The 17,952-nt window shown below is 61.2% G+C and carries 15 protein-coding genes; 6 read left to right on the top strand and 9 right to left on the bottom strand.

All coding sequences use genetic code 11. The annotated features are described in order from the left end of the window. Positions 1–958 precede the first annotated feature (958 nt). A complete protein-coding gene (locus J2129_RS08935; RefSeq protein WP_209630526.1) occupies positions 959–1,804 on the bottom strand; it encodes a DNA glycosylase in 846 nt (281 codons plus the stop codon). 14 nt (positions 1,805–1,818) lie between these two features. After that, positions 1,819–2,739 (bottom strand): nitrogenase cofactor biosynthesis protein NifB, encoded by a 921-nt coding sequence (gene nifB / locus J2129_RS08940; protein WP_209630527.1) that lies wholly within the window; start codon positions 2,737–2,739, stop codon positions 1,819–1,821. A 100-nt stretch (positions 2,740–2,839) separates the two neighbouring features. On the opposite strand from nifB, the gene J2129_RS08945 reads away from it, so the two are divergent. Continuing rightward, positions 2,840–3,352 carry a hypothetical protein gene (locus J2129_RS08945; RefSeq protein ID WP_209630528.1) on the top strand — a complete coding sequence of 171 codons (513 nt, stop codon included), beginning with the start codon at positions 2,840–2,842 and terminating at the stop codon, positions 3,350–3,352. A gap of 384 nt (positions 3,353–3,736) precedes the next feature. Here the strand turns inward: J2129_RS08945 and J2129_RS08950 are convergent, their stop codons facing one another. The 3 genes from J2129_RS08950 to J2129_RS08960 all read right to left on the bottom strand — a co-directional run bounded on the left by J2129_RS08950 (position 3,737) and on the right by J2129_RS08960 (position 7,388). Next, the gene (locus tag J2129_RS08950) at positions 3,737–3,961 is read right to left on the bottom strand and encodes a hypothetical protein (RefSeq protein ID WP_209630529.1); all 225 of its coding nucleotides are present in this window, start codon (positions 3,959–3,961) and stop codon (positions 3,737–3,739) included. A gap of 514 nt (positions 3,962–4,475) precedes the next feature. Next, positions 4,476–5,351 (bottom strand): metallophosphoesterase, encoded by an 876-nt coding sequence (locus J2129_RS08955; RefSeq protein WP_209630530.1) that lies wholly within the window; start codon positions 5,349–5,351, stop codon positions 4,476–4,478. An 810-nt stretch (positions 5,352–6,161) separates the two neighbouring features. Then, entirely contained in the window at positions 6,162–7,388 is a 1,227-nt protein-coding gene (locus tag J2129_RS08960) for an adenosylhomocysteinase (protein WP_209630531.1), read from the bottom strand. A 118-nt stretch (positions 7,389–7,506) separates the two neighbouring features. On the opposite strand from J2129_RS08960, the gene hisF reads away from it, so the two are divergent. Continuing rightward, positions 7,507–8,313 (top strand): imidazole glycerol phosphate synthase subunit HisF, encoded by an 807-nt coding sequence (hisF, locus tag J2129_RS08965; protein WP_209631313.1) that lies wholly within the window; start codon positions 7,507–7,509, stop codon positions 8,311–8,313. On the opposite strand, the gene pheT is transcribed toward hisF, so the two are convergent. Genes pheT through endA form a run of 4 tightly spaced genes read right to left on the bottom strand, consistent with a single transcriptional unit; the run spans position 8,270 to position 13,624 of the window. Next, the gene (gene pheT, locus J2129_RS08970; RefSeq protein ID WP_209630532.1) at positions 8,270–9,910 is read right to left on the bottom strand and encodes a phenylalanine--tRNA ligase subunit beta; all 1,641 of its coding nucleotides are present in this window, start codon (positions 9,908–9,910) and stop codon (positions 8,270–8,272) included. The genes hisF and pheT overlap by 44 nt on opposite strands. Positions 9,911–9,913: 3 nt before the next feature. After that, entirely contained in the window at positions 9,914–11,347 is a 1,434-nt protein-coding gene (locus tag J2129_RS08975; protein WP_209630533.1) for a phenylalanine--tRNA ligase subunit alpha, read from the bottom strand. A 1-nt stretch (position 11,348) separates the two neighbouring features. Further along, positions 11,349–12,602 carry a tryptophan--tRNA ligase gene (locus tag J2129_RS08980; RefSeq protein WP_209630534.1) on the bottom strand — a complete coding sequence of 418 codons (1,254 nt, stop codon included), beginning with the start codon at positions 12,600–12,602 and terminating at the stop codon, positions 11,349–11,351. 8 nt (positions 12,603–12,610) lie between these two features. After that, positions 12,611–13,624: a tRNA-intron lyase gene (gene endA / locus J2129_RS08985; RefSeq protein WP_209630535.1), complete on the bottom strand. Its 1,014-nt coding sequence runs from the start codon at positions 13,622–13,624 to the stop codon at positions 12,611–12,613. Between the two features lie 318 nt (positions 13,625–13,942). Between endA and J2129_RS08990 the strand changes: the two genes are divergently transcribed. The 4 genes from J2129_RS08990 to J2129_RS09005 all read left to right on the top strand — a co-directional run bounded on the left by J2129_RS08990 (position 13,943) and on the right by J2129_RS09005 (position 17,827). Next, positions 13,943–14,860, top strand: a complete 918-nt coding sequence (locus tag J2129_RS08990) for a metallophosphoesterase (RefSeq protein WP_209630536.1) — start codon at positions 13,943–13,945, stop codon at positions 14,858–14,860. A 625-nt stretch (positions 14,861–15,485) separates the two neighbouring features. Then, entirely contained in the window at positions 15,486–16,610 is a 1,125-nt protein-coding gene (locus J2129_RS08995; RefSeq protein ID WP_209630537.1) for a CPBP family intramembrane glutamic endopeptidase, read from the top strand. 222 nt (positions 16,611–16,832) lie between these two features. After that, on the top strand, positions 16,833–17,282 hold the full coding sequence (locus J2129_RS09000) for a hypothetical protein (RefSeq protein WP_209630538.1): 450 nt from the start codon (positions 16,833–16,835) through the stop codon (positions 17,280–17,282). Next, a complete protein-coding gene (locus J2129_RS09005; RefSeq protein WP_209630539.1) occupies positions 17,210–17,827 on the top strand; it encodes a hypothetical protein in 618 nt (205 codons plus the stop codon). Before J2129_RS09000 ends, J2129_RS09005 begins: the two co-directional genes overlap by 73 nt. The last annotated feature ends 125 nt before the right edge of the window (positions 17,828–17,952 follow it).

A 17,952-nucleotide genomic window follows, 5' to 3' on the forward strand; every position in this document is an offset into this window, starting at 1 on the left:
CGGTGTGAGAAGGCATGCCGCTGATGGGCCACCCTCAATTACAGAATCTCTGACCCTGTAGAGATTCATCTTGAGGGCTCTCTTCGACGGGGGGCGTGCTGCCCCCCGAACCCCCCGCGCGGAAGATAGGCGGCGGACGGCAGTACCCTCTTCATGGCGATTGAGTGTGCCTTCCCGGCCCAATCTTCGTCTCGTGGGTCCGTGGGCGCTGCCCCAGGATCCCGGGATGGCGATAGGAGGGGGATGGTATCTTTTATAATCCCAAAGGCGGGATTACTGTCCTCCTCCCCATCTTCTGCGCGGGGAACAGGGGGCGGTCATCCGGAAATTCCCGCGTGGTGTCCGCTCCTGAAGGAGAAACACAGACCAGTGCACGATCCAAAGACTCACAATCATTTTCATCGCGTATGCCTGAGCCAGGGTTCATGCCGAATTCTACAGATCCGATTTTTTCAAGTTCCTTCGAGTGCACTCTGGTACATGATAGGGTCATCGACGCAGCATCCCCTTCATAGTCAGCAAATCTGCCTCCCCAGCCTTATCTTCTCACCCAGAGGAAGGCATGGTGACCAAAGGTCATCCCCCTATCACAACGAGAAAGATCAAAAAAGATCCTTCCGCGTCACTATGAGATGTTCATCAGGTATGCGTGAGGCATGCTCTCGACTCATATCTGAGCCTACAGATCCCATACAACAATATTCGACATCGGGGCCTGTAGAAACCCTCACCCCTCCCAAGGGCGGGCGTGACTGGATCACCTTCCTCCATTTTCACACCGATGACTCTGTCCCTGGAACTCCCGAAAAAGATAAGTCCGGGATGGCTGGACGAACATGACGAGAAAGTGACCGTCCCCGACCAATCTACGGCGGGGGATCCTGGGGGTGGCCACCACCCACAGAGGCTGATCCAGATGGGTTCTACAACGCCTGACAACACTGTGGGGCCGCGGACCCTACTCGTCTTCACGGACACAGTAGAGGTACTCCTGCGCCCACCCGGCGTACTTCCCGAAGTGCCGGCGGGCGAAGGAGGCGATCTCCTCGTACTCCCGTGAACCCATCCCGCCGTGCTCGCGCAGGTGAGGGAGATAGGTGCGGCGCATGATCCGCCTGATCCAGACGTCCACCGGGAAGGCCCTGTATTGCTGGAAGGCGAAGAGGAGGATACAGTCGGCGGCCTTGGGACCGACGCCAGGGAAGCGGAGGAGTTCGGTTTTTGCTTCCTGATAGGGAAGGTCGGCGACCCGTGCCGCCCATTCAGGATCGTCCGCGCACATCTGTGCGGTCGCGCAGACATAGGGCGCCCGGTAACCAAGGACGCATGCCCTGAGGGCGTCCTCGCTGCAGGGCGCGAGGGCCGCCGCGTCCGGGAAGGCATGGGCCCCACCTGGAAGGGGTGTGCCGTAGCGCTCAGAAAGGAGGCGGACCCGTTTTTTGACCGCCGGGATGTTGGTGTTGGTGGCGCAGATATAGGAGATGAGAGTCTCGAAGGGCTCCTGCCTGAGGATGCGCAGGCCCCTGCAGGCGGCGACCGCGCGGTGGATCGCGGGGTCGGTGTCAATGGAGGAGAGAACCTCGTCAAGGTCGAGGTCGAGGGCGAAGTAGTCGGTGATGAATGCCTCATCCGCTCCAGTGAAGGAAAGGGTCTTGCCGTCCTGCCTGATCTGGATTGCCCGTCCCCTCGCTGTCCCCGACCAGGTGCCGTCCGCACCCTTCTCCCACCTGAATGCCTGCCCGCACCCGAGCGTGGCGTCGAGGTCAAGTGGAGTGTCGGTCCTGAGAGTGATGGAATTCTTCATCACAAAAAAAGGGGTTATTCTTCTCTCTCGTCGTGGCAGCTGCCCTCGCAGTAGATCCTGGACTGGACGTCGTGCCCGAGTCTCCCGATGGCGTCGGAACGGCACCGTGCGCAGTGGCGCATCTGCTTGATGTAGGGGGCGCACCGGTCCTGCATCGCCCGCTTCTCCGCCGGGGTCGGCGGGGTGATGTGGGCCAGTTTGTACTGCGGGATGAGAGGGATGAGGTTGAAAGAGAAGGCACCTATCTCTCCGACCTTCTTGGCGATCGCCGGGATGTGCTCGTCATTGATCCCGGGGATGTAGACGCAGTTGACCTTCACGAACATCTTGCGCTCGACCGCCATCCTGATCCCCTCGATCTGGTGCTCAAGGAGAACCTCTGCCGCTTCCCGCCCGGTATAGTGGGTGCCCTCGTAATTGACATATGAATAGATCTGCTCGCCGATCGCGGGGTCGATGGCATTGAGCGTCACCGTCACATTGCCGACATCGTACTTCACGAGCTCGTCGATCGAGTCGGGGAGGAGGAGGCCGTTTGTCGAGAGGCACATGATCAGGTGCGGGAAGGCCTCATGGACCACCCGCAGGGTTTCGAAGGTCTCGGGGTTGGCAAGGGGTTCGCCAGGCCCTGCGATCCCGATCACTTTCACGTACGGGAATTGCGCTATGACCTTTTTTACCAGTTCAAGACTTTCTTCAGGCTTGATAACTTTAGAAGTCACTCCCGGTCTGCTCTCGTTCACGCAGTCAAAGTCCCGCACACAGTAATTGCACTGGATATTGCACTTGGGCGCGACCGGCAGGTGACAGCGCCCGCAGGTGTGGTGAGCTTTTTCACTGTAACAGGGATGGTCTTTGACCTTCCGCAGTTGTTCCGGGTCGTAGGGTACCTCGTGTCCCTCGACATTTGCGTTCCTGTATCCTTCATCGGCCATGTCAAACAAATCACATATCTCCCCGTCTCTATATTACTGTTCGGTTCCCGGCCACAGGCAATGGAAACCCTTATCTCGACATGGATATATCCTGAATTGTATGAACCCCCATATTTCCCTCCTCATGCTCCTCTGTCTTGGTGCATCGGCATTATTTGCCGGATGCACCGCACCTCACGATCCACAACCCACCCCGACCACGACCATCACTACAGTCCCCACGACCCAGATCCCCGCCGTCGAGAGCCCGGTCCTGACCATCGACCCCAGGCTTGACGAGATGAAGATCACCTTCGACGCCGTCGAGCGCGAGGACGGGCAGGGCGTCATCCTGAAACTCCATGTCGATCCGAAGGGGGCGGCGATCGCTCGCGACGGTGCCGATATCCTCACGACGTTCTTCGCCTACAACACGGCAGCCAGATCTGGAGACCCTGTACCTGTTTCGGCAGACGAGGTGAGGGCAGCGGGGGTTCCGTACAGGAGCGTCTTTATCACGGTCTATGACGCTCCCGTAGAGATCACTGCCGACCTGCCGCGAGAATCGGCGATCAAGAGGCTCGACATTTCCAGGGACTATGTCTATGGGGCGGTCATCTGGATCAGGGACTGAAACGAGCGGACACCCGGGGCGGCTCCTGAACCCATGATATTGCGATTGGACAGGGAAGGCGCAAAGGATGACCATAAAGAGAGGACTGCCGTCCACCGCATATCGTGTCGCGCGAGGGAGGGGGGAAGGTGGAGATTCATCTTCACGCAAGGGCAGGGTCCACCCCTAAATACGGTCAGAATACCCCCGGTTTCGGGGACAACCCCCTCAACCTGGGCTCGCTCCGGGCTTTATTTCAAATAAAGCCGTAAAATCGTTTTTTCATCCAACATGGAAAGGAAACCACCTCTCTCCTGCCCTCCTGGTGCCCGATATGATTGGGAGGAATATCATTCATCCTCCTGATCTCGTACGGCCCTGAAAAGGCCCTATAAAGAGGCAGGATTAAGGAGGGATTCTTGAGAAGGAGAGGTGTTGAATCAGTTCGGGAAAGCGTATTTTGAAGATTTTACAGAGATCCTCTCCAGAACCGCCATCTTTCATCTCCACACCGGGGGGTTTCCACCCGCCTTCCCCCCTCTCCTTGCCGTGGGCGCTATCGAAGATAGAAGATGTGACTCTGTAAGGTGGTGTAGAAAGCCTCTGGAGAGTTATCTCTACGGGGGGCATGCCGCCCCCCGGGCCCCCGCGTCAGGATAAGGATTGAGATATGAGATAGGGGTCCTGTAGAATTGGGCATGAACCCGGGGTTTAAGGATACGCGGTTGAAAATTAATCTCCGCGTGCTCTCTCTTTTCAAGACAGGAGAATCGGTGGGGATCGAGTTCCATCGCCGCCCCTACCTATCTTTGTCGTGGGGGGTCTGGAGGGTGCAACCCCCAGCGCGAGATTGGGATGAAAATTCTGCGATTGAGAGCGGCACGCCTGATCATCACACCTCTCTCCTTCCTTCATCCTCGCGCCGGGGGCGCTGCCCCCGGACCCCCGGGACGAAGATAGGGCAGGGAAGGCAGGAATAGATGACCATAAAGAGGGGGCTGCTATCGTGTGGCGAGAGGCGTGGGGGGCGGAAAGCCCCCCGCCAGAGAGATTCAGAAGATTTCAACAGAGCCGGAATAGGTGAACCTTCAATTCACGCGTGGGATCAGGGAATCCATTTTTCCATTGTGATGAACAGAAACCCCTACCCCTCGATGACCACAATCTCAGGCGGGCAGTTGAACCTCAACTCCATCCCGAGGAAGGGCGTGGTCCCAAGCCCACGGCTGACATAGAGGGTCCGGTCACCTTCCTCCAGCCGCCCGGCAAAGGGCCAGTGGCCGAACCATGCCGCGGGCTTCCCGATGAGAGGGAGGTCGACCTGCCCGCCGTGCGTGTGGCCGCAGAGGAGGAGGTCAGCGTCCCATGCCGCCCGGTACTCGGGTTCATGGAGGAGGACGAGGGTATAGTCGGCGCCAGGCAGGTCGTCGGGATATGCCGTCCGCCCGGCAAGGGCGTCGTCGAGGCCGACAATGAGGAGACGCCGGCCGTCGATCATTTCCACCGCGTAGTCGTTCCTGAGCACCTCCACCCCGGCCGCCTCAAGCCGTGCAGTGACGGCGTCGGCAAGGGCCGCATCGGCACTTCCGTCGTCAAGCGGGGAGAGGTCGTAGCCCTCGACGGTGAGGTTGGCCTCTTCCAGGGTTTCGCGGTCGACGTCTCGCGTGGAGCGTCGATATTCATGGTTGCCCAGGACCGCATAGGTCGGCGCCTCGATCCCGGCGAAGAGGCCGAGGTACGGGAGGTCGTCCTCCCCTGACGAGACAAAATCTCCCCCCATCAGCACCAGTGCCGGGGAGAGGGCATTCACCTCCTCGACCGCCCGCTCGATGAGCGGAGCGGTCTCTTCCCTGAGATGGAGGTCGGCGATGAAGACGACCGTGCCAGGCACGCCCTCGACCTGCAGGTGTGTGATGGTGAGGGTCTCCGCCTCCGCAGAGGCCGAGAGGTACAATGCCGCGGGGATGACAACGAGGACGATGAGCATAAAGATACACACAAGAAGCCCTGGCTTCACCATAGTGCCTACCTGGTTGGAGGAGAGGGGAAAAAGAGATTATGGCTTTGGAGGGATTCCAGGTCTGTAGAATCAGGCATGAACCTCTGGTTCATGCATACATGATATTAAAAAATCGTGAGTCCCCTGATCGTGCACTGATCTGTATGCCTCCTTCTGGAGCACGACACCACGCGGGAATCATCAGATGGCCGCCCCCGCCTCGCCTCGTCGTAGGGGGTGTGAGCGTCAGCGAACTTGAGAAGATCTTTGATCTTCGAATCCGGGGGTGCACCCCTCCGGCACGAGAGGGTGACAAAATTTTGGCCTTGTAGAAACCCTCACGTATCGCAGGGAGAATGTGTGTCACCCGCCTTCCTACCCCTTTGGCCGGGGGCGCGGCCCCCAGACCCCCGGGACGAAGATAGGGACAGGAAGGCATATCCAAACTCCCTGAAGAGGGTATTGTCGTCCTCGACTATCGTGTAGCGGCGGGTTCGGGGGGCGGCACGCCCCCCCGCCAGAGAGATTCATCAAGAGGATTTCTACAGAGCCAAAATTTTTTCTATTTTTTGTGGGACGGATCAGATCGACATCTCTTCCCACACCATACCCACCAGGGGCGCTGCTCACAGACCCCAGGGAGGAAGATGGGGACGAGATCATGAAGAGAATGGAACCATCCACTACGCTTTCTTCACGCAAGGAGAGAGAGAGATCTCGTTCAATCGCACTGTAGTGACGACTTTTCGTTCTTGACCGGACACCAGGGGACGGCAGGAGCTACACATTCTCCCACGATAGGTGACCGGTTCTCCAGAGCCCAAAAAAAGATTATGTTCCGATATCCCAGGCCGAGAGATAATTCTTCTGCTCCTCGGTCAGGGCATCGATCGCGATCCCGAGGGCGGCGAGTTTGCGGGTCGCCACCTCTTCGTCGATGGTGTTCGGGACATCATAGACCCCTGGCGCAAGGTCCTTCCCGTGCTCGACCATATAGCGTGCCGAGAGTGCCTGGAGCGCAAAGGAGAGGTCCATCACCTCGATCGGGTGGCCCATCCCCTTGGGCGTGGCAAGGTTGACCAGGCGGCCCTGGGCCAGGACATGGACCTTCTTCCCGCCCAGGCGATAGGTGTCGATCCCGTCCCGCCGGTCGACCTCGTCGGCGTGCTCCTCAAGCCATGCCACATCGATCTCCACATTGAAGTGACCGGCATTGGAGAGGAGCGCCCCGTCGCGGAGGAGCGGGAAGTGGTGTGCGGTGAGGATCGAGGTGTTCCCGGTGGTGGTGATGAAGATCTCGCCGACCTTCGCCGCCTCGTCCATCGGCATCACGTCAAAGCCCTCCATATGGGCTTCGAGCGCCCGTCTTGGGTCCACCTCGGTGACGACGACCTTCGCGCCCATGCCGCGGGCCTTCCTTGCGACACCGCGCCCGCAGTAGCCGTACCCTGCCACCACCAGCACCTTGCCGGCGATAAGACAGTTGGTCGTGGTCATGATCGCCGTCAGCGAACTCTCGCCGGTCCCATGGACATTGTCGAAGTGCCGCTTCATGGGGGTGTCGTTCACCGCGACCACCGGGAACTTCAGGGCCCCCTCGGCCGCCATCGAGCGCAGACGGTGGATCCCGGTCGTCGTCTCCTCGCACCCGCCGACGACGCCCTTGAGGACGTCCTGCCGGCGGGTGTGGAGCTCATGGATGAGGTCCATCCCGTCGTCGATGGTGACCGACGGGCGGGCGTCGAGGACGCGGTTGATCGCCGCGTAGTATTCGTCATTCGAGCATGCCCGCTTCGCATAACAGTGCACCCCTGGCACCTTGCCGAGGGCAGAGGCCACATCGTCCTGGGTGGAGAGCGGGTTGCACCCGGTGATATGCACCTCGGCCCCGCCTGCCGCCAGGGTCTCGACGAGCACCGCGGTCTTGGCCTCCACATGGAGGGCCATGCCGATGGTCACGCCGGCGAGGGGCTTTGTCTCCTCAAATTCCTTTCTGATGCTCCCGAGCACCGGCATATACTGCCTGGCCCAGTCCATCTTCTGTTGACCGGTCTTCATATTTTCACCTGAGCCTCGTGTCCATCTCTATTACGCGGCCCAGCCCATAAAAAGTATGAAGTCGTCCAGTGGCCCCGCGTCCACAATGCTCATGCCCGGAGCGGTCAGACATGTGGACATGCCACTCACCAAGCGGATCATCCCCTGCCTCGACATCAAGAACGGGCGGGTCGTGAAAGGGACGCACTTCGAAGGGTTGCGGGACGCCGGGGACCCGGTGGAACTGGCCGCGAGGTACAATGAACAGGGCGCGGACGAGGTGGTCTTCCTGGACATCACCGCCTCGAAAGAGAAGCGGGGGACGCTCATCCCGGTCATCGAGCGGGCCGCGGACGAACTCTTCCTCCCGCTCACCGTCGGCGGCGGGATCAGGAGCATCGAGGAGATCCAGCAGGTGCTCAGGGCCGGCGCCGACAAGGTCTCGCTCAACACCAGCGCCGTCACCGACCCTGACCTCATCACCGAGGCCGCCGAGCGGTTCGGGAGGCAGTGCGTCGTCGTGGCCCTCGACGTGCGGGCACACCCGGAGATGAAAGAAGGGGCAACCCCCATCACCCTGGCCGATGGGCGCGAGGTCTGGTACGAGGTGGTGACCATGGGCGGGTCACACCCGACCGGGCTCGACGCCGTGGCGTGGGCAGAAGAGGTGGAAAAACGGGGCGCCGGCGAGATCCTGCTCACCAGCATGGAGACCGACGGGACGAAGGCCGGGTTCGACATCCCGATCACCCGCGCCATTTCTGAACGCGTCGGCATCCCGGTCATCGCGAGCGGAGGCGTCGGCACCCTCGAACATTTCTGGGAAGGCTTCGCCCTCGGCAAGGCCGATGCCTGCCTTGCCGCGAGCGTCTTCCACTACGGGGAGATGACCGTCAGCCAGGTCAAGGAGTATCTGGCCGGACGGGGTATCCAGGTACGGCGGTAAGGTCGAGTTCGAGCGCCGCCACCGGGTGCTCAAGGGAGAAGGCGGTGAGGACGTCGGGGTGGACCTCGCCAAAGACCCCCACTCTTTTTCCGTCCACCAGGACATCGCCGCGCCGGCCGTCGATGAAGCCCGGATCTTTTGACTCGGCGAACTCCGCGGCCACCCCGCACTCGCGGCAGAGGGTTTCCATCATGGCGTAGGCCTCGGAGAAGTCAGCGCCCGGATGGAGCGAGACCGAGGCCACGGTCTGTGTGGTGTGGGTCCCGCGGATCACGTCGCCGGTCGCAAAGACCCGCTGCGGGAGTTCGCGGTGGCAGTTGATCTCCAGGATCTCCATGAGGAGCGGGAGGATCTCGGTCCGCACCACGGTCTGTTCTTCTGAGATCGGTTTGGCGACCCTGAGCACCTCAGGCGAGGGCTCGCGTCGCATCTGGTCGTAGAGCACCCGCTCGCTCGTGAGGGTGAAGGGCATCACCTCGAGATAGCCCATCCCGGTGAAGACCGACCTGACCTCCCGCTGGAGGACGGCGATCGGGTGCTCCTTGCCGGTGGTGAAGGTCGGCGGGAGTGCCGCCTCGAAGTTGTCGAACCCGTAGGCGACGGCCACGTCCTCGAAGATGTCCCAGTCGTGCATGATGTCGGCACGGTACGGGGGCACGAGCACCCGGACCTTCCCGTCGGGCAGGGCCTCCGCACCGAAACGCATCTTTTGCAGGAGCGCCGCCATCTCCTCGGCCGTGAGGTCGATCCCAAGGATGCGAGCGCACTCGGCCGCGCTCACGACCCGCTCTGCAGGGCTGAGGTCGGGGTACGGCGTGCCCTCGATCTCCACGCTCTCGATCGTCGCCCCGGTCTCGGCGAGGGCGGCGCAGATGATGTTCGCCGCCATCCGCACTGCCCGCTCGTCGGTGCCGGTGCAGTCGAGAAGGATGTTCCTGGTGCCGGTGGTGACCCTGGTCAGTTCGCCGTTGATGATCGGCGGGAAGGAGAGGACCTGATCGTTCGCATCGACGATGAGCGGGAAGCGCTCAAACTCCTCGACCAGCCGGGCATAGTCCCGGCCCTTCGGGTGCTCGGCAAGGATCTCCTCCATCGAACGTTCCTCCTCGAAGTCGAGGGGGACGAACCTCCGGTCCCGCGGCGAGGCGAGGTAGCGGAAAGGCGGGGTGACGGTGTCCAGGTCATGGACCCCGATCGCCACCTTCCGCCTGCCCCGGCCCAGGGCCCAGTGCAAGGACTCCTGGAGAGCCATCAGGCTCTCGATCCCGGCCTCGTCCAGATGGACGTTCCTGATCACAGCCGAACCAAGGTGCGGCCTGATCGAGGCAAGGCCCGGGTCGACCGAGAAGGCGATCCCTGAAGGGGTGACCTCGTACTCGGGCAACCCCTCCTCGATCCCCAGGTATCCCCGCATCGCCCTGGCCACGCCCTCGGTGGAGTAGAGATCGACGCGGTCTGGGAAGAACTCCACATCGATATGGTCGTCGAAGGTCCGCTCGATGTCTGACCCGATGAGGGGCAGGCGCTCGAGGATGGTCTCTCTATCAGTGCCGACAAGCCGTTCCAGATATTCGTAATTGAGGGTGATGACTGCCATGACTCACTCCTGCCTCCTGATCGCCGGGCTCTCCCTGAGCCACTCGATGTCGCTGCGGTAGAGTTGCCTGAGGTCTTTGAGGCCGAGGCGGAGCATCGCGATCCTGCTGATCCCGAGCCCCCAGGCGAGGACCGGGGTGTCGATCCCCCACGGGGCGGTGACCTCCTGCCTGAAGATCCCGGCGCCGCCGAGTTCGACCCAGCCCAGGCCGTCGACCCAGACCTCGGGCTCGACCGAGGGTTCGGTATACGGGAAGTAGCCAGGCCTGAACCGCACCTCTTCAAAGCCCATCCTGTTGTAGAATTCCTTGAGGAACCCGAGGAGGTGCCTGAACGAGACTCCGTCGTCCATGACGATCCCTTCCAGCTGCTCGAACTCGGGCAGGTGGGTGGGGTCGATCGCTTCCCGCCGGTAGACCCGGCCGAGGGCAAAGGCCTTGACCGGGGGTTTGGGGTGGGAGATGAGATATTTGACTGAGAGCGGAGTGGTGTGGGTGCGGAGCACGCATTTTTGCGCGACCTCAGGATCCCAGACGCCGCCCCACCCTGTCGAGGTGGTCTCGCCGCCTGAGAGGTGCATGTCGCGCACCTTCTCCCAGCCCTCAGGCATGGGCTCGGTCTGGTCCAGGTAGAAGGTGTCCTGCATCTCGCGGGCAGGGTGGTCCTGGGGCTGGAAGAGGGCGTCAAAGTCCCAGAAGGCGGAGAGGACGATCTCGCCCTGCATCTCCACAAACCCCATGTCCAGGAGCACCCTCTTCACCTCGTCGATGATCCGCTGATAAGGGTGGACCTTGCCGGGGTACTCCCGCTTTGGCGGGGTCGCAAGGCTGTACCGCCTGAGGTGTGCCTCGCGCCACGACCCGGTGATGATCTGCTCCCTGGTGAGCGTCCCGGTCTCCTCGACCAGGTCGAGCCCGGCCTCGACAAGGGCCCGGCCCTCCCGGGTGATCGCGATATGGTACGAGACCGCCTCGTGCTCCTCGACGAGGTTGCGTTTGAGCAGGTCGGGGATGCCCGGCATCCCGACCTTCAGGTCGGCGAGGGCGGTCTCGTCCTCGCCTGCCGGGGCCTCGCCGGTCTTTTCGGCGACACCTTTCTTGATCGCGACCCAGCCTTTCTTCCTGAGCCACCCGATCCCGATGCGCGAGAGCGGGTGGGCCTGGAGGTCTTTCATCGGGATCGCGTCCCCGAAACTCTCGTAGATCTGTCTCTCAGGGAGGCCGTGCTCCCTGTAGTCCTCGCCCTCAGGGGTGAGGGTGTAGGTCGTCGTGCTCACCCGCTCGACCGCGGCAAGCCCGTGCTCGGCGCAGAGATTCGCATACTGGACGGCCGCCTCCTCGGTTGTCTGCAAGGCCGCCGCCAGATCCCCGGCCCTGGCCTCGCCGAGCGGGGCAAGAGCGACGAGGAGTTTCTTCTCATTCAAGGTGAGGTCAGCCATTCTATCCTTCCACCAGATGTGCTGTTTCGTCCATCTTTTCCCTGAAGTCTTTCAGGAACTCTTTTGTCCGCGCAAGCGTCTCCTTCTTGCAGGTGCCGCACATCAGTTCGCCCTCCCGGCACTTGCGGCAGATCTCGACGAGTTCCTCGTCGTCAGGGGTCATATGATACAGGTTGAGGAGATAGACCGGACACTTCTCAGGCTCGCCCCCGCGTTTCTTCTGCTCCTCAAGGGTCATCCGCCCGCCGGTGAGCGCCCCCATCACCTTCTTCTTGAGATCCTTGTCGCTCTCCCAGAAGGAGATGAAACTCTCAGGGACGCTCGAAGACATCTTGCCCCCCTGGAGACCTGGCATGAAGGTGTGATAGGTCGCAGACGGCAGGAAGAACCCGAACCCGCCATGCGCCCTCTCGATCCCGCGCACCCTCTCCTCGACCTCGGTGAGGGCGGCGCCCGGGATGTCCACATGGGCCTCGTAGCGCTTCGAGCCAGGATAGGCGGCTTTAACGGCGTCGATCGCAGCCTCGGGCGCGTTCTTCCCGCGGACGCTGACATAGCCCTCCCGCTGCTCGACGGTAAAGAGGCGGAGTTTGTGGGCGACGTCGCGCGTCAGTCTTATGTGCGGGTCCTGATCGATCCCGACCGGCACCACCGTCGGGGCCGGGCCGCCGTCGAGTTGCGGATACAGGATGTCGCCGACCTGGGTGGCGACGCTCATCGCATGGGCAAGGGCCGTGTCCTGGGTGAAGCCATAGATCGCCGAGAGTTCGGAGAAGTTGATCCTGGTCGCCGCCTCGAAGGCGAGGTCCTTGAGAGGGGTGTTCTCGCTCTGATAGTAGGTGTGCCCCTCATACCCGAGCGCATACAGGCATGAGAGATATTCACGCCCGTACTCCTTGCACTGCCGCCATGAGAGCCCCCGCACCGCGTGAGCCTCGCGGTCGGCGACGCCGATGTAGCCGGTCCCCCCCTGGGCGACGTGCCAGGCCACCTCTTTCATCACCATCAGGTGGCCCAGGTGCGGGTGGCCTGAGGGCATGAACCCGGTCATCACATTGAAATGCTTCTTCTCCCTGATCGCCTCTGCGATCAGCCCATAGTCCCGGTGACCCACGACGACCCCCCTGCGTATGAAGGAGGGGACGGTCACAAGACCGCCGGTCACATTCTCAATCGGTTCGATGCCGAACTCTGCAAAGAGTTTTCCGACATCGATCGACTGGTCGCTTGCCCATGGATTGATCCCCTGTGTCATGTCGATTCTCACATTTTTATTCGTGCAAACTCGATATACCTGATATCGTTGTTATGTACACAACCAAACAACATCTTCTTTTTGACACTGTGCGCCAGGCGGACTGACCGGGAGATCGCCGCCATGGTGAGTGTTGTCCCGGCCGGGAGGGCGTGGGCGAGCATGAGGGAGTGCTTGACCCCCCCGCCATAGACCCTGAAATGGTGCCCGAACTTGTACCCCGTCTTTGGGGCATAGCCGCGCCGGCGGAGGTCGGTGTAGAGCGCGGTCTTCTCGGTGATCTCGCTGTCCACCTCGGCGGCGACTGCCTGGTAGGCCTCGCGACCGAGGGGGGTGCCCTTCTCGGTGAGCGCAAGTCTCCCCTCGTCCATGAGATAGAGCACCTCGGCCGGGGAGAGCATCACCCGCTCGTGGTCGAGAGGTTTGCCATAGCCCTCCATGTCGATCCAGGGGGCGGTGTCGGTCCTGACCAGGGCGACGGGACCGAAGGCCTCGCCGCGGGTCGTCTCTTTCCCGGCCGGGGTCTCGTCCTCAGGTCCGGCAATATGGTCGACCTTCACCTCATAGTAGGTGAGTTCGCCCTCGTCGTCGACGGCGGCGATGAGATAGGTCTTGCGCATATTCCCGGCAGTCTCCACCTCGGCGGTGACACGGACAAAGTCGACGAGGTCGCGCTCGGCAAGCACCCGCACCAGATAATAGGACTGTCCCTTGCCAGGACGCTCACCACGCCGAAAGACCCTGAAGTCATGCGGCCCGGTCTGGAGGGCGTAGCCCCGTTCCCGCAGATCGCGGTAGACAAGGTATCGCCTGAAGAAGACCGGGTCCTCTGAGAGTTCCTGCAGGAGCCTCTCGAAGTCGTAGCCGGGCAGTTCGATCCGCCTGCGCACCAGGAGGTAGAGCCCCTCCTCCGGAGCAAGGCGGAGTTTCCCCTTGCCAGGCCGGCCGTAGCCCCCGCTCTCATAGAGAGAGAGCCCGTCCTGCCCGAGCCAGAGCCAGGTACCGTCAAATCTCGCCTTCACGTAAGGAGAGTACTGGGGGGGCAGGGGTTAAATAGGATAGGGAATTGCCAGACTGCGGGCGGGCGTCTCTTTTCTCCGAGCGGCAGGTGGATATACCGGTGGGCGCGGCCGCAACAGGCAGGCCGGCGAAAAATCCTCCTGCCCTCTCCTCTTGCATGCCACACAATTCTTGTGATATATTAATCTGATCATATCGTTAAAATTTCCATATTCACAGATTCTGCGATAAATCCTCGGCCTTGCCAGGCCGACTGCCATGCCGCCACCCCATCACCTTTATACCCCACAGGTCAACCGCGATCCAAGGGACGATCATCCATGAACCTGAGACTACCTGACCTCAAAGCCAGATATTTCGTGGCCATCGGCCTCGTCATCTGTTCGCCAGTGCTCTTCACCTATATGGCCTGGGAGGGACAGACCACCTCCACCACCACCCTCGCCGTCGAAGGGGCGCCCGGGGGCGTGATCTTCATCGCCGACCCGCACCTGAAGGAGAGCAACCTCGACCATGTGAGAGGGATGATCCAGGAGATCAATGCCATGCACCCCTCGGTCGTGCTCATCGGTGGGGACTTCGTCTATGGAGAAGACCCCGACCTCTCACTCCAGCAGGTCTGGCGTGAGGTCGACGCCCCGGTCTACGCCGTACTCGGCAACCATGATTATAAGTCAGGAGTGAGCGCGGTCAGCGGGATGCAGAAGGTGCTGGCAATCTCAGGGACCGACCGGAGCGTGGACGGCTACGACATGAGCATGCTCAGGGACGAGACCACCGACACCGAACTTGCCGACGACCTGACCGCAGAACTTGAGAGCGCCGGGGTCCATGTGCTGCGAAACGAGTACGTGGACCTCGACGTCGACGGCACCCCGCTGCGGATCGTCGGCGTCGACGACGGATGGGCGGGGATGGCAGACCCCCCTGACCTCCCCGAGAGCGACGCCTTCACCATCTACCTGATCCACGAGCCAGAGTGCCGGGCAGACTGGGAGGCCGACCTCATCCTCGCAGGCCACACCCATGGCGGTCAGATCATGCTCCCTGGCGTGAAGGAGTTGAATGATGCCGGGTATCTGGAACTTTCAGGACTCTTCCAGAAGGACGAGACCCCCCTCTATGTCAGCCGCGGGATCGGGACCTCGAACCTGCAGACCGACCTGCGCCTGAACGATCCCCCCGAGATCGTGGTGATCGCCCCGGCCCCTGAAGGGATGGAAGTGCGGGCAGGATAGGGCCATTGAACAGGAGAAGGGCGGCACCACCCTCACCAGGATCTTTTTTGGCTCTTTAGAAATTTTTCATCCGAACACGTGCATCATGGGGTTGATCCTCTCGCCCCGCGCACACATGATAGGCAGAGGACAGAATCCCCGAGACCATCCCAAAACTCTCTGGGCCTCCTCCTTCCAGAAGATAACAGCAGATATCATGAGGTGTTCTTCCGCTTTTCGGTGTGCCCCCATGCGTTCATACCTTCCCACACCTTCACGCCGGGGGCGTTGCCCCCGGCGAGATTCATGAGGGAAGGCGGGAAGATCACGCGTGCACCCATAAAGGGTGAGGGTTTCTACAGAGCCAGAATTTCAGGAAAGAAAGGCTTCAGTTCAAGGCGATGGTCAGGCCTCAGGGAGTCTTGAGATATGCTCAATAAATACAGACTGTTCTATCACGTTCACAGAAGCCGTCCCCTCTTCCCGTCATCTCTCTCCATCTCCGGGACCAGTATAACGCAACCCAGGAGATCATGAGAATCGTTCGAGGCGATCTCTTGTAAAATACAAAGAAAAAACTACCAGAACCCGGACCTGGGGCATCTCTATACCTGATGGCTGCAGACTTAGACGACACAGGAACACTATGGATACTCAGAGATTTCACCCCTATCTGGTGCTACTCGCCCTGGTGGCCGGAGCGATCGCCGTGGTCGTCGGGTTCTCCGGCAACCCACAGAACGACCTGGGGCTCTTCTTCTCCGCAGGTGCCGAAGCGGCCCCGATCTTTCTGATCGCCACCCTGGCATTCCTTGCCCTCGACCGCCCGCGCCTGCGGCCGGTGGTCATGGTGCTCACCGCCCTCTTTGTCCTGGGGCTTGCACTCGTCAGCTGGATCTTCTCCATCGCCCCCTGGTTCAGCGTCATGGACGCCTCGGAGTTCCCGATAGAGGCTGCAGTGCCCCTCCTGGCCGGGTTCTTCCTCGCGTCCGGTGCGGCCGTGCTCTGTCTCCTCCTCTATTCGATGCGGCTCAGGCGAGCCCTTGCCAGGTGGGTCCCGATCGACCCTGAGAACTTTGTCCATACCACGGCCTTTGTCGTGGTCGCAGCCCTTGCCCTCATGCCCCTCATCCCCCTCCTGGTCATCGGGCACCCGCCGCTCGTCGACCTCATCGGCGATCCTTCCATGTCATTTAATCTCAGTCCGTCTGAGGCGGCGAAGACCAATCTCTATGGATTGGTCTGGACCCTCGGCGGGGCGTTCCTTGCAGTAGGGCTCTTTGTAAAGCGTTCCCTCCCCGAGACCCTCGACCGTCTCGGCCTGGTCAGGCCCACCCTCCGTTCCTTCCTCTTTGCCGTGGCGGTGGGGCTTGGCCTGGTCCTGGTCTTCGGAGTAGTGGACCATGTCATCGTCGCAGTCTGGGAATATTTCGGGTGGTATGTCACCGACGAGGCCTACACCGAGGCGCTCTTTAGTGCATATCTCACCCCGGTCACGGCGGTCGTGGCGGCGATCGTCGCCGGGGTCGGGGAAGAGGTGGCGGTCCGCGGGGTGCTCCAGCCGCGCTTTGGGATCCTCATCTCGGCCCTGGTCTTTGCCTCCCTTCACGCCTACCAGTACGCCTGGGACGGTGTCCTCTCGGTCTTCCTGGCCGGTCTGGTCTTCGCCCTCCTGCGGGCCAGGACGTCCACCACGGTCAGCGCCGTCACCCATGCCACCTATGACCTGGTCCTCTTCTCCATCATGATCATGGGGATCGGCGGGATCTGATCTCCTTCTCAGGGGGATTCCTGGCCATGGGATCAGAGAATCTTTTTTCTTTTTTGACATTGTAGAATCTGGCATAAACCGCGGGCTCACGCGTACGCGATGAAGGTACCCGGTGGACCCATGCTCCCCCTTCTGAGCAGGGACACCACAGGAAAACACTGTTTCATTACCGCCCCGCCCATCCTATCCTCATCATGGGGGTCCAAGAAGATGGAGGAAGGCATGATGAACAGGCATGCCTCGCGGTCGCCGGGTTCCTCTCGTACCTCCGCGACCTGCGGCCAAGGACGCCTGACCCAGAAGAAGATCGGGTTCGCCTTTGGTTCGCACGGCGGCCACGGCGGGGCGGGGGACCAGATCACCGGCGACCTGAAGACCACCGGGATCGAGGTGGTCGAAGGCGGCATGGAGGTCTATTTCAAACCTGATACCGACGAGCGGGAGGCATGCTACCAGGCGGGCCTCGCGCTTGCCAAGCAGGTCACACAGATCTACATCTCCATAGGAGGGACCTGCACACCCCTCACTTCTGGGGGCACCTCCCGCCCCCCATATCCGGGTATCATTATATTGCCGCCGTCCCCATGGGGTAATATCTCATGGTGTACCTTCCAAAAATTTCCGGGATCTATCTTGCGTACGCCGTCCAGGCCCTCATCCTCTTCCAGGTAGGCTACAGCATCTCTATCGGCGACTACTTCCTGGCGATTGTCGGATTTTTCGGGTTCTTCCTCACCACAGTCCCGCACATCGTCAGCAGACGCACCGATATCTGCATGCCCTGGGAGGTCAACCTCCTCATCGCACTCTCCCTGTACCTCCACGTGGCCGGGCACATCTCTGCATATTATGATCTTTTCGCCCCGTACTACGACAAGATCGCCCATTTCGTCTCCTCGATCACCGTCTCGGTCCTCGGGTTCGCGATGGTCCTCATCGTCGACCGCTACAGCGGTCTGCGACTGACGCGGCCGATGATCGTCTTCTTCATCGTGATCTTCACGATGGCACTTGGGGCGTTCTGGGAGATCTACGAGTTCACCTTTGACAACCTCTTTGGGACACAACTCCAGCACGGACTTGAAGACACGATGTACGACCTCATCTTCGACCTGGTGGGGGCGGCGATCATCGCCGTGGTCGGGAACTTCTATCTCAGGCGGGTGGAAAAGGAGGAGATGGCCAGGATGTTCCTCCATCCCGGACAGGGAGAATAAGGAATCCTGGTGTCCCCCTCAAGTCTCCATCGCTTCTCGCCGGGAAATGCAACGCCCCCGGACTCCAGGCATGAACCGTTTGGCACGACCGCCCCCAGAGCCCCCACAATCATATTCATCCCATA

Origin of the sequence: Methanofollis sp. W23 (assembly GCF_017875325.1) — an archaeon.
Classification (GTDB): Archaea; Halobacteriota; Methanomicrobia; order Methanomicrobiales; family Methanofollaceae; genus Methanofollis.